This is a genomic window from Niallia sp. RD1 (assembly GCF_024219955.1).
Lineage (GTDB): Bacteria > Bacillota > Bacilli > Bacillales > Cytobacillaceae > Niallia > Niallia alba.
On the sequence record NZ_CP100420.1, the window covers coordinates 2,892,952 to 2,918,111 of the forward strand.

21 protein-coding genes are annotated in these 25,160 nt (G+C 35.3%); 17 read left to right on the plus strand and 4 right to left on the minus strand.

Features of this window, described 5'->3' with window-relative positions; genetic code table 11:
• Positions 1-4 precede the first annotated feature (4 nt).
• Together pxpA and NKG37_RS13900 are read left to right on the plus strand one after the other, a co-directional pair.
• Positions 5-814: a LamB/YcsF family protein gene (gene pxpA / locus NKG37_RS13895; protein ID WP_169188157.1), complete on the plus strand. Its 810-nt coding sequence runs from the start codon at positions 5-7 to the stop codon at positions 812-814.
• A gap of 426 nt (positions 815-1,240) precedes the next feature.
• Positions 1,241-1,732, plus strand: a complete 492-nt coding sequence (locus tag NKG37_RS13900; protein ID WP_016204377.1) for an RNA polymerase sigma factor — start codon at positions 1,241-1,243, stop codon at positions 1,730-1,732.
• Positions 1,733-1,874: 142 nt separating this feature from the next.
• Here NKG37_RS13900 and NKG37_RS13905 read toward each other — a convergent pair whose 3' ends face one another.
• The 4 genes from NKG37_RS13905 to pepT form a co-directional block, all read right to left on the minus strand.
• Positions 1,875-3,368, minus strand: a complete 1,494-nt coding sequence (locus NKG37_RS13905; RefSeq protein ID WP_169189629.1) for a peptide MFS transporter — start codon at positions 3,366-3,368, stop codon at positions 1,875-1,877.
• Positions 3,369-3,667: 299 nt separating this feature from the next.
• Positions 3,668-4,312 carry a ribulose-phosphate 3-epimerase gene (gene rpe, locus NKG37_RS13910; protein WP_101730293.1) on the minus strand — a complete coding sequence of 215 codons (645 nt, stop codon included), beginning with the start codon at positions 4,310-4,312 and terminating at the stop codon, positions 3,668-3,670.
• Between the two features lie 210 nt (positions 4,313-4,522).
• Positions 4,523-4,945: a hypothetical protein gene (locus NKG37_RS13915; protein ID WP_169188158.1), complete on the minus strand. Its 423-nt coding sequence runs from the start codon at positions 4,943-4,945 to the stop codon at positions 4,523-4,525.
• Positions 4,946-5,492: 547 nt separating this feature from the next.
• Positions 5,493-6,728 (minus strand): peptidase T, encoded by a 1,236-nt coding sequence (gene pepT / locus NKG37_RS13920; protein WP_101730292.1) that lies wholly within the window; start codon positions 6,726-6,728, stop codon positions 5,493-5,495.
• A 223-nt stretch (positions 6,729-6,951) separates the two neighbouring features.
• On the opposite strand from pepT, the gene NKG37_RS13925 reads away from it, so the two are divergent.
• From NKG37_RS13925 to mmsA, 15 genes are all read left to right on the plus strand, one after another.
• Positions 6,952-7,557 carry a hypothetical protein gene (locus tag NKG37_RS13925; protein ID WP_101730291.1) on the plus strand — a complete coding sequence of 202 codons (606 nt, stop codon included), beginning with the start codon at positions 6,952-6,954 and terminating at the stop codon, positions 7,555-7,557.
• Between the two features lie 495 nt (positions 7,558-8,052).
• Positions 8,053-10,122 carry a bifunctional aldolase/short-chain dehydrogenase gene (locus NKG37_RS13930; RefSeq protein WP_254414813.1) on the plus strand — a complete coding sequence of 690 codons (2,070 nt, stop codon included), beginning with the start codon at positions 8,053-8,055 and terminating at the stop codon, positions 10,120-10,122.
• 220 nt (positions 10,123-10,342) lie between these two features.
• Positions 10,343-11,323 carry an AraC family transcriptional regulator gene (locus NKG37_RS13935; protein WP_169188161.1) on the plus strand — a complete coding sequence of 327 codons (981 nt, stop codon included), beginning with the start codon at positions 10,343-10,345 and terminating at the stop codon, positions 11,321-11,323.
• Between the two features lie 513 nt (positions 11,324-11,836).
• Positions 11,837-13,009 carry a rhamnulokinase gene (rhaB, locus tag NKG37_RS13940; protein ID WP_254414814.1) on the plus strand — a complete coding sequence of 391 codons (1,173 nt, stop codon included), beginning with the start codon at positions 11,837-11,839 and terminating at the stop codon, positions 13,007-13,009.
• A 275-nt stretch (positions 13,010-13,284) separates the two neighbouring features.
• Positions 13,285-13,749 (plus strand): DUF6431 domain-containing protein, encoded by a 465-nt coding sequence (locus NKG37_RS13945; protein ID WP_254414815.1) that lies wholly within the window; start codon positions 13,285-13,287, stop codon positions 13,747-13,749.
• A 41-nt stretch (positions 13,750-13,790) separates the two neighbouring features.
• Positions 13,791-15,146 carry a DDE-type integrase/transposase/recombinase gene (locus NKG37_RS13950; protein WP_254414816.1) on the plus strand — a complete coding sequence of 452 codons (1,356 nt, stop codon included), beginning with the start codon at positions 13,791-13,793 and terminating at the stop codon, positions 15,144-15,146.
• On the plus strand, positions 15,139-15,939 hold the full coding sequence (locus NKG37_RS13955) for an ExeA family protein (RefSeq protein WP_367976433.1): 801 nt from the start codon (positions 15,139-15,141) through the stop codon (positions 15,937-15,939). The genes NKG37_RS13950 and NKG37_RS13955 overlap by 8 nt, the downstream gene beginning before the upstream one ends.
• Positions 15,936-16,169: a DUF5348 domain-containing protein gene (locus tag NKG37_RS13960; protein ID WP_254414818.1), complete on the plus strand. Its 234-nt coding sequence runs from the start codon at positions 15,936-15,938 to the stop codon at positions 16,167-16,169. The genes NKG37_RS13955 and NKG37_RS13960 overlap by 4 nt, the downstream gene beginning before the upstream one ends.
• A 182-nt stretch (positions 16,170-16,351) precedes the next feature.
• Positions 16,352-16,546 carry a hypothetical protein gene (locus NKG37_RS13965; RefSeq protein WP_254414819.1) on the plus strand — a complete coding sequence of 65 codons (195 nt, stop codon included), beginning with the start codon at positions 16,352-16,354 and terminating at the stop codon, positions 16,544-16,546.
• A 15-nt stretch (positions 16,547-16,561) separates the two neighbouring features.
• Entirely contained in the window at positions 16,562-17,815 is a 1,254-nt protein-coding gene (gene rhaA, locus NKG37_RS13970; protein WP_169188163.1) for an L-rhamnose isomerase, read from the plus strand.
• Between the two features lie 417 nt (positions 17,816-18,232).
• A complete protein-coding gene (locus NKG37_RS13975; RefSeq protein WP_254414820.1) occupies positions 18,233-19,234 on the plus strand; it encodes a substrate-binding domain-containing protein in 1,002 nt (333 codons plus the stop codon).
• A gap of 19 nt (positions 19,235-19,253) precedes the next feature.
• On the plus strand, positions 19,254-21,056 hold the full coding sequence (locus NKG37_RS13980) for a sensor histidine kinase (RefSeq protein ID WP_101730285.1): 1,803 nt from the start codon (positions 19,254-19,256) through the stop codon (positions 21,054-21,056).
• A gap of 6 nt (positions 21,057-21,062) precedes the next feature.
• Positions 21,063-22,292 (plus strand): response regulator transcription factor, encoded by a 1,230-nt coding sequence (locus tag NKG37_RS13985; RefSeq protein WP_254414821.1) that lies wholly within the window; start codon positions 21,063-21,065, stop codon positions 22,290-22,292.
• A 216-nt stretch (positions 22,293-22,508) separates the two neighbouring features.
• Positions 22,509-23,591 carry a multiple monosaccharide ABC transporter substrate-binding protein gene (gene chvE / locus NKG37_RS13990; RefSeq protein WP_169188166.1) on the plus strand — a complete coding sequence of 361 codons (1,083 nt, stop codon included), beginning with the start codon at positions 22,509-22,511 and terminating at the stop codon, positions 23,589-23,591.
• 32 nt (positions 23,592-23,623) lie between these two features.
• On the plus strand, positions 23,624-25,159 hold the full coding sequence (gene mmsA, locus NKG37_RS13995; protein WP_169188167.1) for a multiple monosaccharide ABC transporter ATP-binding protein: 1,536 nt from the start codon (positions 23,624-23,626) through the stop codon (positions 25,157-25,159).
• Position 25,160 lies beyond the last annotated feature (1 nt).

Here is a 25,160-nt window from a genome sequence, read left to right on the forward strand (position 1 = left end):
TTATATGTCTATTGATATAAATTGTGATTTAGGAGAAAGTTATGGTCCCTATCATATAGGGAATGATGAGGCCATTATTCCCTTTGTAACAAGTGTTAATATTGCCTGTGGCTTTCATGCAGGCGATCCAACAACAATGAGAAACACGGTTAATCTAGCGCTCGAAAATAAAGTGGCTATTGGAGCACATCCAGGATTTAATGATGTACTTGGTTTCGGAAGAAGAGAAATAAAAATAGCTGCTAATGAAGTATACGATATGGTTATTTATCAAATTGGAGCCTTAGAAGCATTTGTAAAGGCGGAGGGGGGAATCTTACAGCATGTTAAGCCCCATGGTGCATTATATAATATGGCGGCAAAAGATAGCCAATTAGCAGATATGATTGCTAAAGCTGTTTATAAAGTAAATCCAGAGTATATTCTTTTTGGTTTAGCAAACAGTGAATTGATTAAAGCTGGTAAACATTATGGTTTAAAAACCGCTAATGAGGTATTTGCAGATCGCACCTATCAATCAGACGGTAGCTTAACATCACGCACACAGGAGCAAGCGATTATCCATTGTCCAAAACAAGCAGCCGAGCAGATACTCCAAATGGTTAAAGAGAAAAAGGTTATCTCTGTCCAAGGACAAGAAGTACCGATTAAAGCAGATACAGTATGTATCCATGGAGATTCAAATAATAGTTTAGCCATCGTTAAGGAAATTTCATCCACGTTATTACAAGCCAATATAAATATCCAAAATTTTATCCCACTCTTAACGAGCAGTAAAACCCCCACCTCAAGCTTGGAAAATCGAGGAAGCTAAGTGGGGGATAAGGAAAAAACTTCACTGCTGGAAGTTCTCCTTATACAGGTCAAATAAACCAAATGTTTATACTAGGTTTTGATATAAAAAGGATTCCCTAAAGACTGGAAGAGATTTATCATAACAAACACTCAAATAAGATTTTCTAAGAAAATAGAAAAACAACAGAAATTTAAAGAAAAAAATGGGACTTTTATTACATTAAGATGTATAATATATTTCATTAATGTTACAAATCGTATGCTCGTAACTGATTTGTAACAAATCTAACGAAAAAACACTATAAACGTAGTAATAACTTAAATACTTTAAGATTTGTTCCATTACTATTTCTTAGTAAAAAAGGCTTTTCATTATTTGAGTATAGAAGTCTTTGAGAGTACTATCCTTTCATTGATTCACTGGTTTTTGTTAGGAGTGGGGGAAATGGGTTCGATTGAAGAGCTCTATCAAAAATATCATCAAGAGTTAAATCATTTTCTAATATATTTAGGAGTGAAGAAGGGGGAAGCAGAAGATTTAGTTCAAGAAGTCTTTATTAGAGTTCTAAAAACTAAGTGCCTTTTTAAGGGAGAGAGCAGTGAAAGAACTTGGTTATATACAATTGCTAAAAATATTGCTATTGATCATTTTCGAAAGCAAAAGAATTCGTATTCATTCAATAGTGAAATTCCGATTCATATAAAGGATGAACAGGCACTTCCTGACGAAGTTGCAATGCAGAAAGAACAGCTGGATTGGATTCATCAAATATTACGATGCTGTACAGCAGATCAGAAAAAAGTCATTTACTGCAGATACTTGAAAGAAATGTCTATTGATGAGACAGCGATGAATTTAGGATGGTCTGAAAGCAAAGTGAAGACGACACAGCATCGGGCGTTAAAGTTATTAAAAAGAAGTCTAGTAAGTTCGTAAAACAACTTTTATGAGAAATAAAAGGAGAGGTGAGGATTTTTGGATAGAGGTGGAACTAATTGATATTAGTTTCCCTAGTTGAGTTGTGAATAGAATTTTCAGCATAAAAAAGTGGAGGATGAACCCCCACTTGTCTTAATGATTATTTAATCCCCTTCATCTTGTTTTGAATCATTGGTGATAACAAGAAAAGGATAATACTTAAGAGAATAGCTACTCCACCTAAAATACCGAAGTAGGCAACCTCAGATATTTTTGTAAATAATGGAGCAATTTGTGCATTTAGTGCTTGAGCAGCGGCACTTGATAAAAACCAAAGACTCATCGTCTGTGCCGAAAAGGCTTTAGGTGCAAGTTTTGTTGTTGCAGATAGGCCGACTGGAGATAAACATAGCTCCCCAACTACGACAAGGAAATAGCTCAATACTAACCATAACGGACTTACTAATGTATTTTCTCCGCCTAAATAAGCAGGTAACATCATAATAATAAAGGATAAACCGGCAAATAATAAAGCAATCGAAAATTTCTTAGAAACAGAAGGCTGACGATTACCTAGTTTCACCCAAATCCATGCAAATACTGGTGCAAAAATAATGATGAACAACGGATTGATGGATTGGAAAATTGTTGGTGAAAGATGGAATCCAGCAAACTCTAATTGAGTTCGTTTATCAGCATAGGTAGCTAGAATAGTTGAACCTTGTTCTTGAATAGCCCAAAACATAACTGCAGCTAAGAATAATGGAATATACGCAATCAATCTAGAACGCTCATCACGAGTTGTTTTTGGACTGCGGTACATAACAGTGAAATAAATAGCTGGAATTAAGAAACCGAGAATTCCGACAATTGTAATAAATGATTCAAATGTTAAAAATCCTAAAGGTATAGTAATTGCTAGAATAATGGCAAGGACAACGATAGCAATACCTATGGAAGAATATACTTTTTTCTTTTCTTCTTTAGATAATGGATTTGGCACAACCGTACCAGCAAGTCCTAAATTTTTCTTCTTTGTCATCATAAATACAATTAGTCCTAATAACATACCAACTGCTGCAAGACCGAAACCAAGATGGAAGCTATAATTCATTCCAATTTCTCCGACGATAATTGGTGCTAAGAATCCACCAAGGTTGATACCCATGTAGAAGATACTAAAACCTGCGTCACGACGAGCATCCTCTTCACTATACATTTCACCAACAATACTTGATACATTCGGTTTTAATAATCCTGTTCCGATAACAATTAAAAACATGGAAACAAAGAACATGGAAATGCTACCTGGGATGGCTAATACAATATGCCCGAGCATAATGAATATACCACCATAGAAAACGGCCTTCGAAGTTCCCAAAATTCTATCCGCAAACCATCCACCGATGATACCGGACATATAAACAAGCGAACCGTAGATAGATACAATGGCAATTGCCGTTCCTTCTGAGATACCTAATCCGCCTTTAGATACTTCGTAGTACATATAGTAAACCAGGATGGCTCTCATTCCATAATAGGAAAACCTCTCCCAAAATTCTGTAAAGAAAAGTGTGAATAATCCTTTAGGGTGCCCAAAGAATCCCTTTTGGGGAACACTGTCCACAATTTTCTGTTTATTTAATTCTGACATCATGAAACCTCCTCTAGTATTTTAATATAATACTGAAAAGATGCTAGACTTGTCAAAAAAATTTTTGTTTCCTATAAAAAACAGCAAAAATGTTGAAATTTTGAGCCTGAGTTCATAATTTTGAATATTTTAAGAAAAATTTAAATGTTTTTAATATAATTATTTTTTTGGTAGATTATAGGTGAATAAGTCGTTTTATGGGAGTTGATAAAGCCATCAGCATTGTTTTATGGACTTTGTTTAAATTATGGGAAATAAAAAAGGAATCTAAATGTATTTTAGACTCCTAACTACCCATATTATCCTCGTACCGCTTTAATGGCCTCTTCGCGATTGGAATTATTATAAATAAATGACCCGGCAACTAGCACATTTGCTCCTGCCTCTTTTACTAATACTGCAGTTTCGGCATTAATGCCACCATCTACTTCAATCTCAAGTGTTGGATTTAATTGATCTGCTAATTGACGAACTTCTCTTATTTTTGGAAGTACATTAGGGATGAAAGCTTGTCCACCAAATCCAGGATTAACGGTCATCAATAGAACCATCTCAATATCTTCGATAATATGCTTAATCATTTCAACCGGAGTACTTGGATTTAATACCACCCCAGGTTTTACCCCATGTTCTTTAATTAATTGAATCGTACGGTGTAAGTGGCGACATGCTTCCACATGTACGGTAATGATATCCGCACCAGCCTTAGCAAATTGTGGAATGTAAGCATCTGGATTTTCAATCATCAAATGAACATCTAAAGGTAATGTTGTAACTGGACGGATTGCTTCAACAATAAGCGGGCCGATAGTTATATTTGGTACAAAATGACCATCCATTACATCAACGTGGATGTAATCTGCGCCACCTAATTCTACATCTTTCACTTCATCCCCAAGCTTAGCAAAATCAGCGGAGAGAATGGAGGGTGCAACTTTAATCATTTGTATGCCTCCCTTTCTTAATCGATTAAAATAATAGTATTTGATATGTATTACATCAAAATTATAGCAGAATGTGAGATAGCGAACAAGCGAGTTGAATGCGCTTGCTTATTTTGTAGTAGATGGCAAGATAAAAAAGTAGCCACTTCGTAAAAACAAGAGGATTAATAGAAGTGGCTATCCACAAATGAGTTTCGTCATGTAGAAGAATTATAGTTTAGTTATGATTTCTTTTTGGATATCAGCTGGTGCACCTGCATAATTTGTTGAAATACATGCAATCAGCATCTCTTTATTCTTATAAAAAGGTTCTTTATTTTTATTATAGTAAAAACGAACACTTTCTTCTTCTTTAAAGAATTCTTTCCCAATTTTTAATAGGGTAGTAATTGGTAGTTTATCAAAGGAAAATGTGCTTTCTACTTGTTGCCCAGAAGGAATAGTCTGTTCTTGATCTGTTTGCTTAAATTCTTTCACTACTTTTTTTAGGACTTTTTCTTGCGAGATTACTTGTTTAAAAAGTTTTTTACGAACTCTTTTTTTCTTCGATTGAAGTCCAAATGTTTCTAATATATAGTGATGTAATTCTGTATTTTGTGTAACTTCTTCTTGCATTTTACTGATTGTATCCATTGCAAAACTCCTCTAATCTTTTCATTCACCACTAAATCCATGGAATATAGGGATTTTGGCACTGAATCATTATATACTAAACTGTTAAAAGCACAAAATTTGTTTCGTGTATCAAAATTAATTTTAGAGAAAAAAGCGATGTTTAATAACTAGTAAACTTTTAAAGAGACTGGGCCATAAGTATTCCAGCTAAAGTTAAATCCGAACAATTATACGAAAACGTTAATGGAAAGTTCGTATAATTATTTAGGTTTTTTTTCATTTTAAAAAAGGATGCTCTACGAAGTTTGTTGCTGTTATCCGCAGCCGGAATACACTTCGCTTTCCGTGGGGCTCGCGCTGAGCCGCTTCGGCCTTTGGCCTGCAGGGTCTCAGACTGTCTCACTAATCCCACAGGAGTCTACGTGTATTCCGGCTGCTCTGTTTTCCCAACTAATTATATTTTCTATTGTAAAAAGTATGCGAAAGCAGACGCTATTTACTAGCTAAATGAGAGATTGTTCGTCTTCACAAAGTATCTATTTAGTTATGTCACAGCCTTCTTTTCTTATTCCCCGCGCTCTTCAAACAAGCGAACAATTTCTACGATTACATTTGTTGCTTTTACCATGTTATCCACAGAAATGTACTCATACTTACCGTGGAAATTTTCTCCACCAGTAAAGATATTTGGAGTTGGCAGTCCCATATAGGAAAGCTGAGATCCGTCTGTACCACCACGAATTGGTTGGACAATTGGTGTAATACCGAGATTTTCCATTGCGTGATATGCAACGTCCACGATTTCTTTTACTGGTTCAATTTTTTCACGCATATTGTAGTATTGGTCGTTTAAGTCGAGCTTCACTGTGTCGGTACCATACTTCTCATTTAACTCTACTACAATTGTTTGAAGAATACTTTTTCTTTCTTCAAAAGAAGCACGATCAAAATCACGGATAATATAAGATAGTTTTGTTTCTTCTACATCCCCTTCAAAGGAAAGTAGATGATAAAATCCCTCGTAGCCTTCTGTAAATTCAGGTGACTCACTTGCAGGTAAGCGGCTTTGTAGTTCCATCGCAATTTTGATACTATTGACCATTTTTCCTTTTGCCGTACCTGGATGTACATTTGTTCCACTTATCGTAATTTTTGCTCCAGCAGCGTTGAAGCTTTCATATTGTAGTTCACCTAATGGCCCACCATCAACAGTGTAAGCAAAATCAGCATTAAAGGCTTCTACATTAAATTTATGAGGTCCTCTGCCGATTTCCTCATCAGGAGTAAAGGCCACTCTAATTTTTCCATGTTTAATGTCTGGATTTTCTTTTAGGTAAATAAGAGCAGTGACAATTTCAGCAATACCTGCTTTGTTGTCTGCCCCAAGTAAGGTTGTACCATCGGTAGTTAGCAAAGTATGCCCTACATAATTCTTTAATTCGGGAAAATCCTTAGGAGATAATACGATATGTAACGATTCGTTTAATACAATATCCTGTCCATCATAGTTTTCTACCTTTTGCGGACGTACATTTTTGCCTGTAAAATCAGTAGCAGTATCTAAATGCGCAAGAAAGCCGACTGTTGGCACCTTTTTATCTGTATTTGCCGGCAAAGTGGCCATTACGTAACCATATTCATCAATAGAAACTTCTTCCATCCCAATTTCTTTTAGTTCTTCCACTAATAAATTGGCTAATATTAACTGTCCTGGAGTAGACGGGCATTCTAAGTTATTTTCATTTGATTGTGTATCGACAACAGCATACGACACAAAACGATTTATCATATTTTCTTTCACACTATTCAACTCCTTTATCAGATATTTTGATTTTATCATAGGAAGAATGAATAATACGAATATAGTGAATTTAAAACGATAAAGTCTACAATTTCAGCGTTTTTAGTTATAAAGCGAAAAGGTATGTTCACAATTATGTTGGATTTGGTGCAGGATTGTTGCTTTATTTGGAGAGGATTTTAGATAGAATAGAGGTAATAATGTTAAAAAAAGGAGATTTGGAATGAAAAAAAAGAATAGAGCAATGATTTTGTTTAGTACTATTGCGGTAATTATTATTATTTGCATTGCAGCAATATGGTGGTTAAATAGTAAGAGTATTAACGCGATTGAAGACATAAAAAAAATAAATGCATCCGATACGTTTGATCAGCAAGAGGAAGAATATATTGTTTATTTTTGGCAATCTACTTGTACATACTGTAAACAAATTGAGAAAGATGTTATTTCATTTAGCAATAGTGGAGACATTCCTCTTTATGTTGTAGATATGCAGGAGGAAAAGAATGAATCTAGCTGGTATGACTGGGAAGCACACCATAAAAAGTATGATCAAGTAATTGGTAAAATAGAAGACGGTAAAGAAGTATGGAATGAGGGAATAAACATAGAAAATTTCCAAAATGATAAAGATATTGCTTGGGGAATTGTTGCGAACGAAGAAAACCAAATTATCGCAACACATAATACAGCATATGGAAATGAAGCACCAGAAAACGCAGAAGAAATCGAAATTACTGGAACACCAACGATGATAAAAATTAAAAATGGCCAGTTTGATGATTATGCCGTTGGTGTAGAAGAAACATTAGACATGCTAGGGAAATAAAAGGGATAGAAGCTGAAGATAGGGAGACCTGTCTAGGCTTTTTTTTTTGATGAAAACGGACAAAGCTGAAGAGGCATTCATTAAGTGGATGAAAACCGAAAAGGAGAGCTCCTAAGCAAAAAGAGGCGTTCATGGGGGACATGAAAACCGAAAAGGAGAGCTCCTAAGCGAAAAGAGGCGTTCATCGAGGAAATGAAAACCAAAAAGGAGAGCTCCTAAGCGAAAAGAGGCGTTCATTAAGCAAATGAAAACTGAAAAAGCTACTGCATAGGTAAAAAAAATTTTCATAAAGCGAACCACAAAAGATTAAAGGTAAGCGTAACAAAGGAGCACCTCACATTCTTTGCAATGGTAGCCGATATAAACTGTCGTGATTTGGATTAATCTTTGCAAAATAACTATAAATAAAAACAAATAAACTATTTCAAAAATAAACAAACATATTATATAATGTATTTGGGGTATAAAAAAACAGTTTGTGAAGGGAGAATTATGATGGTACAGAATTTATGGAATAATGAAAAGGCTTCACAATTAAATAAAGGTTTAGATGAATTGGTTTATCGATCCAATTTAATCGGTACAGATCGAGCTGTATGTAATTGGGGTGGCGGAAATACGTCCATGAAAACAATCGAAAAAGACTTCCGCGGACGAGATATAGAAGTAATGTGGGTGAAAGGAAGCGGTTCAGACTTAGCAACAATGAAAGCGCATAATTTCACTGGTCTTAAGCTAGAAGATATTAAACCATTGATTGAAAGAGAAGAAATGTCTGATGAGGAAATGGTTGCCTATCTCTCTCATTGTATGATTGATAGTAACCACCCTAGAGCGTCTATTGAAACCTTATTACACGCATTTTTACCATATAAACATGTCGATCATACTCATCCGGATGCCATTATTAGCATTTGTTGTGCAGATAATGGGAAACAACTTGCCGAAGAAATCTATGGTAATCGTTTTGTTTGGGTTCCTTATATTAGACCAGGCTTTACTTTATCGAAAATGATCGCAGAAGGTGTACAGAATAATCCTAATGCAGAATTAGTATTGATGGAAAAGCATGGCCTTGTCGTTTGGGGAGATACAGCACAAGAAAGCTATGACAAAACAATCGCAATCATTAATGAAGCGGAAAGCTATATTCATAATAAAATAGAAGAAGAGAAGGTTTTTGGCGGGGAAAAATATCCTGCTTTAAAAGAAGAAGAGGCTGAAGAGATTTTAAGTCAAGTGATGCCAGTAATCCGGGGAGCGGTTAGTGGAGAAAAACAAATGCTGCTAACTTACGATCGAGAAGAAGATGTACTTCAATTTGTAAATAGTAAAGATGCTCAGAGCTTATCACAAATAGGTGCAGCGTGCCCAGATCATCTTGTACATACGAAAAGGCAACCTTTATATATTGAATGGGATCCGGTAACAAAAGATATTGCTAGTTTGAAAGAAAAGATAAAATTAGGTATAGAGAACTTTAAAAAGGAATATACAGCTTATTTTGAAAGAAATAAAGAGGCTGGAGATCAGATTTCTGAAACGGCTCCGAGGGTTATTTTAATACCTGGAATTGGTATGGTTAACACAGGGAAAACCCTTGCTATGGCTAAGGTGAGCGGTGCTTTATATCATCGCGCTATCTCTGTAATGAAGGGCGCTACAACACTAGGTAATTTCGTCTCTTTAAATGAAAATGAATCATTTAAAATAGAGTATTGGCCACTAGAATTATATAAATTATCTCTTGCTCCAACAGAAGCAGAATTTTCTCGTAAAATTGCCTTTGTTACGGGAGGCGCTGGAGGTATAGGTAGTGAAACATGCCGACTATTTGCAGAGCAAGGTGCACATGTTGTTATTGCAGATTTAAATATAGAAGGTGCAGAAAAAGTAGCACTGGAAATAAATGAAAAGTATGGTTCCAATAGAGCGCTAGCGGTGAAAATGGACGTAACGAAAGAAGAAGCTGTAAAAGAAGCTTATAAGAAAACTGCTCTTACTTTTGGAGGTGTAGATATCATTGTAAATAATGCAGGGCTCGCCACCTCTAGTCCATTTGATGAAACGTCTTTACAAGAATGGAATCTAAACTTAAACGTTCTTGGGACAGGATATTTTCTAGTTGCAAGAGAAGCATTCAAACAAATGAAAGAACAAGGATTAGGCGGAAGCATGGTATTCATTGGATCTAAAAACTCTGTATACGCAGGGAAAAATGTTACGGCTTATAGCTCTGTGAAAGCAATGGAAGCACATCTTGCAAGATGTATTGCTGCAGAAGGTGGAGAATTTGGTATTCGTGTTAATACTGTATTACCAGATGCTGTGTTACAAGGCTCGGCAATCTGGGGATCAAAGTGGCGTGAAGAGCGAGCAGCTAATTATGGAATAGAACCAGACCAATTAGAAGAACACTATCGAAAACGTACTACTTTATTAGTAAATATTTTTCCTAAGGATATTGCCGAAGCGATTTGCTATTTCTCTTCTTCGAAAGCAGAGAAAACAACAGGATGCATGCTGACAGTTGATGGAGGAGTTCCTGCTGCCTTCACTAGATAAAGCTAACTTTCGAGTTGCGGGGATTATTTTATCCCCGCTTTTTGTGTTAATAGAATAAAAGCGGAAAAGAGTAGAGACCGATTCTAAATTAAAATTAACTTTTGAAGAGTGAAAGAATAGTTAAGAGAAAAAACTATTTCTCCGTATTATATACTATGTTTGCTAAACAACCCTTTCCCTCTCATAATAATAGATAGTTGAAGCAGGGGGGCTGACCTTCTTGGATAAAAATTTATTAAAACAATTAATGGAGTTAACAGAAGAAGAAAAAAGCATTGTCCAGCAAAAGCAAGGTGTAATAAAAGATATCTATACTAGTCAAAGTAATTTTATTATAGAAAGTGAAAAATTTTTGCGTAAAGATAAAATGATAACGGTGAGAAAGCACACTCGCTTTATTGACTTTCCGAAACATAAACATAATTATATTGAGATTAATTATGTAGTGAATGGGGGATTGAAGCAAAAGGTTGGCAATGACCAGATTTCGTTAAAAAAAGGGGAACTTTTATTTTTAAATCAGCATATGGAGCATGAAATTCAGGCATGTGATAGGGAAGATATCGTAGTTAATTTCATCATTCAGCCACCTTTTTTTCAATTTATTTTTCAATATTTACATGAAGAAAATAAACTAACAGATTTTCTAATTAATAGTTTGTTTAACCATACGGAAAGTGGCCAATATTTATATTATAAGGTCTCTGATGTGACAGAAATTCAGGACATAATCGGGAAATTATTAAAGGAAGAAGCAAATAACTCTCTTTTATCAGAATCGACGATGAAGTTGTATATGGGGTTATTGATTATCGAACTAATAAAAAATACAGATAAAATTCAACAAAATGAAGGTGTGTTGCAAAATCAGTATCTCGTTATCGAGGCTTTGACCTATATTGAAGAGAATTATAAAAATGGAACGCTAAATGAATTAGCCGAGCAGCTCCATCAATCCGTATCCTCTTTGAGCAAAAATATTAAGAAAGCAACAGGCTATACTTTTAAGGAATTGCTTCAAGAGAAGCGGCTAAGTAAGTCAAAAAACTTATTGGAAACCACAGATCTTTCGATTAAGTGGATTATTGAAGAAGTAGGATATGATAATATTAGCTATTTTTATCGGATATTTAAAGAAAAATATGGAATGACACCGAAAGCATTTCGGTCGAAGAGGCTGGGACAAAAGTATTCCAACTAAATATAAATCCGAACAATTATACGTAGATGTTGATAAAACTTCCGTATAATTGTTTGGGTTTTTTATTAATTTTAAAAAAGAAAATTTGTGCTTATTACCCGCAGACTGAATACACTTCGCTTTCCATGGGGCGAGCGCCAAGCCTCCTCGTCACTACGTTCCTGCGGGGTCTCGGACTTTCTCGCAGCTCCCATAGGAGTCTACGTGTATTCAGTCTGCTCCATTTTTTCTACTAATTATATTTTTTTTTGAAAAGAATCAGGCAACTTATTGGTTTCGCTACTAAATGAGAGATTGTTCGTCTTTACCCATTAGATATTTTGTTTTGTCTCTTTTTCTTTGTCATAACACTTTTCTTTTGTTAATACAGTAGAAAAATTAGAAAATAGCTGTTATATGCTTGGAAAATAAGGACAATAAAAAAGAAAAATTACGTTATTTTATTGAAGAATGAAACCCATTACAATGAATTCAAGGAAACGTTTTCTAATTCCTTTTTAAGGAGAGGTGGAAATGACAAGATATGCATTAGCAGTAGATATCGGAGCCTCAAGTGGAAGGCTTATTCTTGGGTCTGTTCAGCAAGAAAAATTAGAGCTCAATGAAATTCATCGTTTTGAAAATAAGATGATCAAAAAAGGACAGCATTATTGTTGGGATATTAATCGGCTTTTTTCTGAAATAAAAAAAGGAATAAAAAAGTGCAACGATCTAGGTATTAAGCCAGAAAGTATTGGCATTGATACATGGGCGGTAGATTTTGTTTTACTAGATGAAAATGGAGAACTTTTAACAGATGCCGTTGCTTATCGGGATGATCGTACGGATGGGATGATGGAAGAAGTTTTCCAAAATATCATAAAGGAAAGATTATACTTAGAAACGGGTATTCAATTCCAAAAATTTAATACGATCTATCAATTATATTCTTTAAAAAAGACGCAGCCAGAAGTATTAGAAAAGGCGAAAACCTTTTTGATGATTCCTGATTATTTACATTATTTACTTTCAGGTATATCGGCAAATGAATATACCAATGCTTCTTCCACACAATTATTAAATGCTTTTACAAAAAAATGGGACAAAACGATTCTCGATACATTAGGAATAAACAGGGAAATGTTCCAAGAAATTAAAAAGCCAAATACGATTCTTGGAAATTTGAAGCCAGAATTGGTAGAGGAATTTGGTTTTGATATGAAAATAATCCTTCCGGCAACACATGATACAGGTTCTGCAGTCATTTCTGTTCCAGAGTTAAATGAGACGATTTATATCAGTTCTGGGACATGGTCATTGATTGGTGTTGAAAATAGTTTTCCTATTTGTGTAACGAAGGCGTTAGATTATAACTTTACGAATGAAGGAGGAATTGATTATCGTTTTCGTTTCTTGAAAAATATTATGGGGCTTTGGATGATACAGGAAGTGAGACGTAATTATCAGAATCAATACTCTTTTAGTGAGTTTGTTGAATTAGCAAAAGCAGCACATGATTTTTCAAGCACTGTAAATGTAAATGATAATCGTTTTTTAAAGCCTGACAATATGGTGGAAGAAATTCAGCACTATTGTGTAGAAACAGGCCAACAAGTTCCAGCAACACCAGGTGAGATAGCAAAATGTGTTTATGATAGTTTAGTAGAAAGCTATATTACAGCTATAGATGAAATATGTTTTTGCTAATTCAAAATGACCGAAAGTTGACGGTGTTGCCTGTCCAGAATTAGACGGTTATAATGTCCATATGTACATGATTCGAAACATTTCGACATTTATGATTATGATTCTGGAGAAAGGAAAAGACGCCTCCCATTATGTATACCTGCGCCAACAGATATACGGGAGACGTCCCCTAAAAAACCATATGATTATTGTATCAGATTATAAACTAATTGAAAACAAAGGAGTTTTTAGTTAGAGGTGCGGGGAGGATTCCTTCTCCCTGTTGCGGGAAAAGCATGAGCGTAATTGGTACTAGAGATAGAAAATCAAGAGAAAGTTCTGGAGAGACAAAAGTATACAACATTCGGCGATTAGGTTGTGATCAATGCGGCCGGATTCATCATGAATTACCAGATTTCTTAGTTCCATATAAGAGGTATAAGGCAGAGTGTATTGAGTCGGTTCTTTCGAACCCTTCTTCACATGATGTTCCAGCTGATGAGTCTACCCTATTTCGTTGGTTAAATTGGTTTAATTATTTTGTAGATTACTGGGCTAATTGTCTTATGTCTATTGTGCTTCGAACTAAACAAGGCGAGGTCCCTTTGAATTTGACGTCCGCAAATTCAGAGCCTGCACTTCAAAGAATAGGACGGCTGGTGGGGAATGCCCCCAGATGGCTGGAGAGAATTGTCCGGCCAATTGTGAATTTTAATTTGTGGCTACATACCCGTTCTGCATTCTTGTCCGAAGAAAGCTGATTTACACTCATGATAATCACATTTGTAAAAGGAGTGTTATCATGAGAAATCAAAAAAAGGCAGAAGAGATTGCAGTACAAAGGTTCCAACTCATTGCCCCTTTGTTGGCGGAAGGGCTAGATGCTGGAAAAGCAAAGGAATTGAAAAACCATATATGTAAGACCAGCGGTCTTTCTGAAAGGACAATCAGACGTTACCTTGAGCAGTATCGTAATGAAAGTTTTGAAGGGCTAAAGCCAAAAGGAATCTCAGAACAAATGAAAAAAGAGGGCATTCCCTCGCATTTATTGGATCAAGCGATTCTTCTTCGAAAAGAAGCCCCTACTAGAAGTGTTGCCCAAATTATTCAAATACTAGAGTGGGAGGGCTTGGCTAAACCAGGGCAGCTAAAACGTTCAACCCTTCAAGAAAAGTTAACTGAAAGAGGATATAGTTCTAGGCAAATGAGGCTCTACTCTCAAACAGGAGTAGCGGCTAGACGATTTCAAAAGCGTCATCGTAACCAGCTGTGGCAATCGGATATTAAATATGGACCTTATTTGCCCATTGGACCAAACGGCACGAAGAAGCAGGTCTATTTAGTAGCTATAATAGACGACGCAACCCGATTTATTCTGCATGGTGCCTTCTATCCTACCCTAGATTCCAGGATTATAGAAGATGCTTTTCGAAACGCTATACAAAAATACGGCGTCCCTGATGCTGTTTATTTTGATAACGGTAAACAGTACAGAACTAGGTGGATGTCTCGTACTTGTTCCAAATTAGGCACAAGGCTAATCTATGCAAAACCGTATGCGGCTGAGTCAAAAGGAAAGGTTGAACGCTTTAATAGAGTGGTAGACTCTTTCTTAGGTGAAGCAGCGCTTGAAAAGCCCAATTCATTAGATCGCTTGAATGAGCTCTTTCAAGTATGGTTATCAGAGTGTTATCAAAATAAACCACATTCCGGTCTTGGGGAGAACATTAGCCCTGAAACTGCTTTTCGAAGCGATAAAAAAGCCCTTCGATTTATTGATCCTGACAAACTAGCGAATGCATTCTTGCATTGTGAGACGCGGAAAGTAGATAAGTCGGGATGCATTAGTTTTATGGATCAGAAATATGAGGTTGGCCTATCCTTTATTGGTCGTCAAGTAGATGTTGTTTATGACCCTGCGTACTTGGATGAGCTAACAATTGAATACGAGGGGCATTCCCCGTGGAAAGCCAAAAAGCTTGTGATTGGTGAAAGAGCTGGGAAACGTCCAACATTGCCTTCACATCTCCAATCACATAAAACTGATTCTTCCAGACTTCTTAAAGCAGCCGAACAGAAGCATCAAGAACGAAAAATTGAGCAAGCTCCAGCCGTTTCTTTCCGTGCTATTTGGAAGGAGGATGGCGAAGATGTTTGAGGACTTTTATGGAATGAAACATACCCCTTTTACTCGGGATGTTCCTCCAACTCAACTTTATGAATCGTTTACGATGCAAGAAGTTTTGGGCCGGTTAAAGTATGCGGCAGAAAGACAGTTATTTGCCGTATTAACCGGAGATTGTGGCACTGGGAAAACCACAACAATTCGGAAATTTGTCGATGGCCTTGATGGCGGCAAATTTCAAGTACTATATTTATCCGATTCAAAACTAACTCCCCGGCATTTTTATAAAGGATTATTAGAGCAGTTGGGGTCGGAAGCGAAATTTTATCGAGGGGATGCAAAACGGCAGCTACATCGGGAAATTGAGTTAATGAGAGGCATTCATGGGATCCAACCCGTAGTTGTAATAGATGAATCCCACCTGTTAGACCGTGAGATGCTTGAGGAGGTTAGATTTTTACTGAATTTTAAAATGGATGCGCAAAGTCCGATGGCTCTTATCCTTGTGGGACAAAGTGAATTATGGGACCGTCTGCGTCTTCAATCATACGCAGCCATTCGCCAAAGAATTGATATTCAATTTAGATTAAGTCACTATGATCAGGCTCAGGTTAATGAATATGTCTCACGACATCTAGATTATGCTGGGGTAGACCAACAAATCTTTTCAGACGGTGCTTTGGAGGAAATTCATCGGTTTTCTGGTGGAACGCCAAGACTTATAAATAAATTATGCACACACAGTCTCCTGTATGGAGCCCAAAATGGACGTCGTATCATTGATGATCATATGGTTAAGCATGTCATTCAGGGGGAACTGTCATGAGCAGACTGTGGTTGAATATGATCTATGAGAAGGATTTAGATTGCTGGTCAGTGGTAATGGATGATGATAACTACATGATACATTGTGGTGAGTTTTTTGAACTTTGTATTGAAGGAGACATTGGAATTCCTTGTCGGTTGGAATTAGATAGGCAGTGGTATATTGTAATGGGATCTGAAGGTGTAAAGCTTGATTTAAAGGAAAATGAGATATATAAAATTGGAATTTGATATTGAAAATGGAGGCTTAGTGATTCGCAGCCTCCATTTTTTGGTCATTTTCTCCATCAAAATCGGGACAAAGTATACCGTCAATTTCTGGACAATATAGTTTAGCATTAACAGAAATAGAAGAAATTTTTGAAAAATCTTTTCCAAGTATTAATATTATTGGCGGTGGCTGCCAAAATGAAATGTTAAACCAATTACTTGCAGAAGCTACTAAGAAAGATGTATATGCTGGACCAATAGAAGCGACAGCTATTGGGAATATCGTTTCTCAATTTATTGCATTAGTAGAAGTGGAAAATTTATCGGAAGCAAGACAAATGATAAAGAAATCTTTTGAAATTAAAACGTTTAAAGCAACCGAAGATGTAACCAAATAAAAGGAGGAAATAATTATGTCTGTTAGAGAAAATTTTGAGTTAGCAAAAAAGCAATATGAACAATGGGGAGTAAATGTACAAGAAGCATTAGAAAAGCTAAAAAATATTCCCATTTCGATTCATTGCTGGCAAGGAGATGATATCGCTGGATTTGAAGTGAATCAAAGAGAGTTATCCGGGGGAATTGATGTAACAGGAAATTATCCTGGGAAAGCAACGAATCCAGAAGAATTAAGAAGCGATTTAGAGAAAGCACTCTCGCTTATCCCTGGTAAACATCGTGTCAATCTACATGCTATATATGCAGAAACAAATGGGGTAGCAGTAGAGAGAGATGAGCTAGAACCGAAGCATTTTGAAAATTGGGTACAATGGGCAAAAGAAAATGGATTAGGGTTAGATTTTAATCCTACTTTATTCTCCCATGAAAAAGCAGCAGATGGTTTAACATTAGCACATCCAAATAAGGAAATTCGTGATTTTTGGATTCAACATTGCATCGCAAGTAGAAAAATTGCTGAATATTTTGGTAAGGAGCTTGGTTCACCAGCCCTAACAAATATTTGGATTCCAGACGGCTATAAAGATATTCCAAGCGACCGCTTAACACCAAGAAAAAGATTAAAGGATTCATTAGATGAAATTTATGCTGTAGAAACAGATGAAAGATATAACTTAGACGCTGTAGAAAGCAAAGTTTTCGGAATTGGGTCAGAATCTTATGTAGTCGGCTCCCATGAATTTTACTTAGGTTATGCATTGAAAAATAATAAATTGTGCTTAATGGATACTGGTCACTATCATCCAACAGAAACTGTTTCTAATAAAATTTCTTCCATGCTTTTATTTAGTGATAAATTAGCATTGCATGTATCTAGACCAGTGAGATGGGATAGCGATCATGTCGTTATTTTAGATGATGAACTAAAAGAAATTGCCGTAGAAATCGTCCGGAATGATGCATTAGATAAAGTAATCATCGGTCTAGATTTCTTTGACGCTAGTATTAATCGAGTAGCTGCATGGACAATTGGTACAAGAAATATGATTAAAGCACTTTTGAATGCATTATTACTTCCAAATGAAAAATTAAAACAATTACAAGAGGAAGGGAATTTCACAGAGAGATTAGCATTAATGGAAGAATTTAAAACATATCCATTTGGAGCTATTTGGGATTATTATTGTGAACAAATGAATGTACCAGTGCGTGAATCTTGGCTAAATGAAGTGAAAATTTATGAAGAAGAAGTCCTTTTAAAGAGATAAGGGAAATATAAAAAGCAATCACTCTATCTATTTTGAGTGATTGCTTCAGACCGTAGACAAATCCCTGAATTTTAGATATAGAGGTTTGTCTATAGTATATTTATTAGTCTCTTTGAATAGGGATGTTGCTTTCCGCTTCAGGGGTTCGCTTTCCGTGGGGCTCGCGCTGAGCCGCTTCGGCCTTTGGCCTGCAGGGTCTCAGCTGTCTCGCTAATCCCACAGGAGTCTCACCTCTTCCACTCCAAGCAACGCATGAAAATTCCATTTTTGTCGACAAACTGAAGCAATCACTCTATCTATTTTGAGTGATTGCTTTTTTAATAGCACATGGAAAAGAGAAACTTGAATTTTTCTTTTCACTATAAGTATTTCCATGTATAATGGAACATACAGTTTTTTCCTTTAGGAGGTGTCTGTATGAAGAAGTTACTGTATGTGTATATAAGTGTGTTTTTATTATTTGGTATTTATTTTTATCATTCCCATTTAAATGCTGCATTGGAGAATACGAATGGAATAAAAAGAGAGCGGTTACAAGGTGTGGTGAATGATGAATATGTAATGGTAACCTTTATGGATGGTATCGATTATTGGAAGTCTGTTTTAAAAGGATTTGAGGATGCCGCTAATGAATTAAATGTTTCCGTTGTATATAGAGGTGGAGCTTTATATGACTTACATGAACAAATTACAATTCTAGAGCAAGTTATAGCGAAGAAGCCTGCTGGGATTGCGATTTCTGCCATAAATCCGAATGATTTAAATGCTACTATTAATAAAGCGGTTGATATGGGAATACCTATTGTTTTATTTGATTCAGATGCCCCGTTAAGTAATGCGTCATCATTTTTAGGAACGAATAATTATCTTGCAGGGGCAGAAGCAGCAGATAAAATGGCTTCCTTAATTAATAACCAAGGAAAAGTAGCTGCTATTACTTTACCAGAGCAGTTAAACCATCAAGAAAGAACTAAAGGCTTTATGGAAACAATGAAAACAAAATATCCGAAAATAAACGTTGTACAAGTTCTTGATGGTGAAGGTGATCAACTTAAATCGGAAAAAGTAGCGAACGAGATTATACAAAAGTATCCAGATATAAAAGGGATATTTGTAACAGAAGCAAACGGCGGAGTCGGAGTGGCTGATGCTGCTACCAAAAACAAAAAGGTAGATTTAAAGATTATTAGTTTTGATGTTGATAGGAAAACATTAGATCATATAGAGAACGGATCTATTTCTGCGACAATGGCTCAAGGGACTTGGAATATGGGATATTGGTCGATGCAGTTCTTATTTAAATTAGATAATGAGAAAACGAAAAATGATGATCATTCTCTTCCCCCGTATGTAGACACAGGAATAACAATCGTTACAAAGGAGAATGTAAAAGAATATTATGCAGAATATACTAAATAAAGAAGAAAGGCTATGACAAATGTTTCCGAAATTAGATAAAATCAATGATTTCTCCATTAGAGATAAGCTGATTGCTTTGTTTTTGCTAATTAGTATTCTCCCAGCTATTGGATTAGGATTGCTAGTAGGTGTTACGGTTGAGAAAATTTTAGGGGAGCAAGCTACGAAAAATACCCTGCAGTTGATTGATCAAGTGAACACAACATTGGAATCATCTATTACAAATGTACAAAATGTTAGTTATCTAATTTCAATGGATTCACAAATTAATTCGTTTTTTTCTCATGGACTGAGTGAAGATAAAGAGAAAGAACAGATTTATTCGATTCGTCAAAAAATGCAAGGGTTTACATCTTTGTACCCAGAAATTGCAGGAATTTTACTCATCAATAGAGATGGACAATATATTAGCAATGAGCTTTATGCCAAAGAGGATGTGGACTTAACGAAGGAAGCATGGTATGAAGAAGCAGTAAAAAACAAAGGGATCTTCAAAATAATCGGCAAACCTCAAAAACGCAATATTATTAGTCAAATTAATTACAAAGACAATGATGTGGTTACGGTTGTAAGGGCAATTGTTAATAGAGATACACAAGAAATCTCAGGCGTAATCTTAATAGATTTGAAACTAAGAGTAATAGGAGAAGCAATAAATAATGTTCAAATTGGACTATCTGGATTTTTAACCGTTATCGATGAAAGCGGAAAGGAGATATATTCGACTTCTCATAAGGAATCGTTAGCCATTCCAGAAGCAATCTTATTGGAGAATGATTGGGGCTCTTATAAAAAGGTGATTAATGGGGAAAAAATGGAGTTTATTTATCAGAGAACACCTTTTACCAATTGGACAACAGTGGGAATCTTTCACGTGGAAGAATCAGTAGCAGAAGTAAGGGAAATTCAGTTATATCTATTCCTTTTTGTTTTTTTTCTGTGCTTCGTTGGTATAAGCGCTTCCTATTATTTTTCAAACTCCATTTCCAATCCAATTATCAAATTAATGATGATGATGAGAAAACTGGAAGATGGCAATATGGATATACAATATGTAGGGAATCGGAAGGATGAGATAGGTAGACTGGGGAAAACGTTTAATCATATGATTACAAAGCTTAATAGCTTGATAAAATTAACAGAAATACAAGAGAGGCAAAAACGAGAAGCGGAACTAAGAAGCTTACAGGCTCATATTAAACCACATTTCTTATACAATACACTAGATACTATTAATTGGATGGCAAGAAAGCATGGAGCAAAAGATGTCGCTGAGGTAGTGTCGTCCCTGTCTTCTTTTTTTAGAATTGGCTTAAGCAAGGGAAATGATTTTATTCCATTGAAAGACGAAATGAAGCATATACAAAGCTATTTGGCGATTCAAAAAGCAAGATATCAGGATAAATTAAATTATGAGATTATTTTTGAGCACGGGTTGGAAGAGGTGAAAATACTTAAATTAGTCCTTCAACCAATAGTAGAAAATGCGATTTATCACGGGATTAAAGAGAGAAGAGGACCAGGTGAAATTCTTATAAGTGCAGAACAAGACAGTAATTGTCTTGTGTTAAAAATTATCGATGATGGTATAGGCATAAGGGAAGAAGATTTAAGTTGTTTAAGAGAAGAACTAAACAGCCTTGTCATTTTGAATAAGGATAAAAAAGAACAAATAAATTTTGGCTATGGAATGATGAATGTACAAGCAAGAATTAAACTAACATATGGCGAGGCATTTGGATTATCGATCGATAGTCAACTACATAAAGGAACCGTAGTGGTAATAAAACTTCCATTGAACTTAGGGGGAAGTAAGGAGTGAGAATGGATGAATAAACAAAACTGGAATGTATTAATTGCTGATGATGAACCCATTATTCGTGACGGCATTCGAAATTCAATTGATTGGCCGTCTCTACAGATGAATGTCGTTGCAGAAGCAGAAGACGGGGAGGAGGCAATAGAACTTTCACTTATGTATTCTGTTGATATTCTTCTTGTCGATATAAATATGCCGATTGTAAATGGCTTAAACGTTATTAAGCATGTTAAGGAAAAACTACCAGACTGTCGAATCATTATTATTACTGGTTACGATGAATTTAAGTATGCTCAAGAAGCAATCAGACTCAATGTTTCCGATTATTTGTTAAAGCCTATTGACCCTAATCACTTATTAGAATTACTAAACAAGTTGGAAAATGAATTAGTGAATGATAATAATCAAAAGGATTTATTGGATAGAACGTCTGAACAATTTACTAAAAATTTGCCAACTTTTAAAAATACTTTTTTTCAAGAGTGGGTAGAAGGGAAGTTAAATAACGAAGAAATCAGGAGTCAATTAGCGTTATATTATTTAAATGAAAATATTCCCAAAAACTTAATAGTTATATCTTGTTTAGAATTTCTTAAAAATAAATCAATGCTAAAGGAAAAGGAAAGAGAAGAAATCCAAGAATCACTAAAATATCACATTCTTTTGTTCTTTGAAACGGAAGAAGTTGGTTACTTTTATGATGACTCTGGGCTTATCTTTCTTATAAGTTGGCATGAGATAACAAATGATCGTCTTGTGCAACTGGAGGAAATTATCAAGAATGAATTAAAAATGTCTATAGCAGTTTACATGGAAAGTAATGAAAAGGACTACAAGCATCTTTCCTTGTTATATAAAAAGTGCAAAGAAATTATACAAAAAGAAATTAATATTTCACCTATAGTAAGAAGGGCAAAAAGTATGATTGAACATCAATATGCAGATTCAACGCTTTCCCTTGAAAAGGTTGCAGTAGCTTTACAGGTTTCTCCGGTTTATTTAAGTCGGCTAATAAAACAAGAGTTAGGAGTCAGCTTTGTACAACTTCTCACACACAGAAGAATGAAGCAGGCCGTATACTTACTTCAATCAACAGATTATCCAATTATTTCGATATCAGAATTAGTGGGGTATGAAACTCAGCATTATTTCAGTACAGCCTTTAAAAAAGTAATGGGCTTATCTCCAAATAAATACCGTAGAAATATCATAGATGATTCAAATAACGTAAATAGTTAAAGCAGGAGCTCTGTTATATTCGGGCTTCTTTTTTTATTTGGCTGTGGGTTAATTAGCAACAAATACTTAATTTTATAGAGAAATGAAAGCGTTTTATATTAAGTTAAAAAAGTATAAAAATAGTAAATTATTTAAAAAGACCAGATTTATAGCGAATGCTATATTAGTTTTAGAAAAAGAAAACCACCTAATAAATATGGGAAGGGGGAAGTTTGTTTGTTTAAAAAAACGCTTACAATAATTAGTGTAGTAGTTTTAATACTTATTACAACTGCTTGTGGAGTGCAAAAAACAGGTGCAGAGACAAAGGGGTTTATTGGGATCTCTATGCCTACCAAATCATCTGAAAGATGGGTAAACGATGGAGAAAATATGAAAAAACTGTTTGAAGATCTTGGATATAGTACGGATTTACAATATGCAGAGGATATAATTGAGAACCAAACAGCACAGATTGAAAATATGATAACCAAAGGTGTTGATATTTTAGTCATTGCACCTATTGATGACCGTTCTGGATTAACTGGTGTTTTGGAAAGAGCACATAATAATGGGATAAAAATCATTTCGTATGACCGTTTAATTCAACATAGTGAATATGTAGATTACTATGCAACATTTGATAACTTTAAAGTAGGAGAATTACAAGGACAGTACATTGAGGAAAAGCTGGAGTTAAAAAATTCTGAGGGCCCATTTAATATCGAGATTTTTGCAGGGTCTCCTGATGATAATAATGCTTACTTTTTCTTTGATGGAGCAATGTCCGTCCTTCAGCCATATATAGATTCTGGAAAACTAGTAGTAAGAAGTAAACAAACAAAATTTAGCCAGGGAGCAACACTTCGTTGGGATGGTGCATTAGCTCAATCAAGAATGGATAATTTATTGAGTGCTTATTATTCAACAGAACAAATTGATGCAGTATTGTCTCCATACGATGGAATTAGTATTGGCGTAATCTCTTCCTTAAGAGGTGTTGGATATGGAAGTAAAGATAAGCCGATGCCGATAATAACAGGACAAGATGCAGAGCTTGCTTCTATAAAAGCAATTATAAATGGAAGACAAACGCAAACGATTTTTAAAGATACAAGGGAATTAGCAAAAAAAGCGGTAGAAATGGCAAGAGCTTTATTGAATGAAGAAGAAGCAGAAGTAAATGATGAAGAAACATATAATAACGGGAAAAAAATTGTTCCTGCCTATCTTTTAAAACCAGTTTCTGTAGATATTGATAATTATCAATCGGTGTTAGTAGATACAAATTATTATACGAAAGAACAGTTAGGCCAATGAATAATTGAAATAATATATTGGTGGTGAAGAATATGGCAAATATAATTCTCGAAATGCGTAATATTACAAAAGAATTCCCTGGGGTTAAGGCATTAGAAGAAGTTAAATTAAAGGTAAAAGCAGGAGAAATACATGCACTATGTGGCGAAAATGGAGCTGGAAAGTCTACATTGATGAAAGTGCTTAGTGGTGTTTACCCTTATGGCGCCTATTCTGGTGATATTCTTTTTCAAAATGAGATTTGTGAATTTAAAAATATTAAGCAAAGTGAAGAGCTTGGAATTGTAATTATTCATCAAGAATTAGCATTAGTTCCGGAATTGGCAATAGCAGAAAATCTTTTTTTAGGAAATGAAATCGTTAACAATGGTGTGATTAATTGGAATGAAACGTTTCTTCGTGCCAAAGCTTTACTGCAAAAGGTTGGTTTAAAGGAATCACCCAATGTGAAGGTAAGTGAAATTGGAGTAGGAAAACAGCAATTAGTTGAAATAGCAAAAGCATTGTCAAAGGATGTTAAATTACTTATTTTGGATGAACCGACAGCTTCATTAAATGAGGACGATAGTGAAAACTTATTGAATTTATTATTAGAATTTAAAAAACAAGGAATGTCTGCCATTATCATTTCCCATAAATTAAATGAGATTGAAAAGGTTGCAGATTCGATCACCATTTTAAGGGACGGAAAAACAATTGAGACATTGGATGTCAAGAACGATCAAGTGGATGAAAATCGCATTATTAAAGGCATGGTTGGAAGAGATCTTACAAATCGTTATCCCGAACGTATTCCTAAAATTGGTGAAATTGTATTTGAAGTAAAAGACTGGAATGTATACCACCCAAAACATATCGATAGAAAAGTCATTGATAATGTGAGCATTACGATACGTAAAGGGGAAATAGTTGGAATTGCTGGGCTTATGGGTGCTGGTCGTACGGAATTAGCAATGAGCTTATTCGGGAGAGCATACGGAAAAAATATAACTGGTAACATCGTAAAAAATGGAAAAGAATTGAAATTAAAGGATGTAGCATCAGCGATTAATAATGGATTAGCGTATGTTTCGGAAGATCGAAAGGGCGATGGCTTAATTTTAATGGAAGATATCAAGCAAAACATTACGCTGGCAACCCTTGACCGAATTTCCAAACGATCTGTTTTAAATAAGAACCAAGAAATAAAGGTAGCAGAAGAATATCGTCAAAAATTTAGAATAAAGACGCCGAGTGTCTTCCAAAAAGCAGGGAATTTAAGTGGCGGAAATCAACAAAAAATAGTTTTAAGTAAATGGGTGTTTTCAGAACCAGATATTTTAATATTAGATGAACCTACAAGAGGAATTGATGTTGGATCAAAGTATGAAATTTATACCATCATTAATGAACTAGTAAAAGAAGGAAAAAGCATTCTCATGATTTCTTCTGAATTACCAGAGTTATTAGGGATGTGTGACCGCATATATGTGATGAATGAAGGTCGCATAACAGGGGAAGTTCTGAAAGAAGAAGCAGATCAAGAGAAATTAATGAAATACATGACCAAAAGTAAAGTAAGGGGGTAAG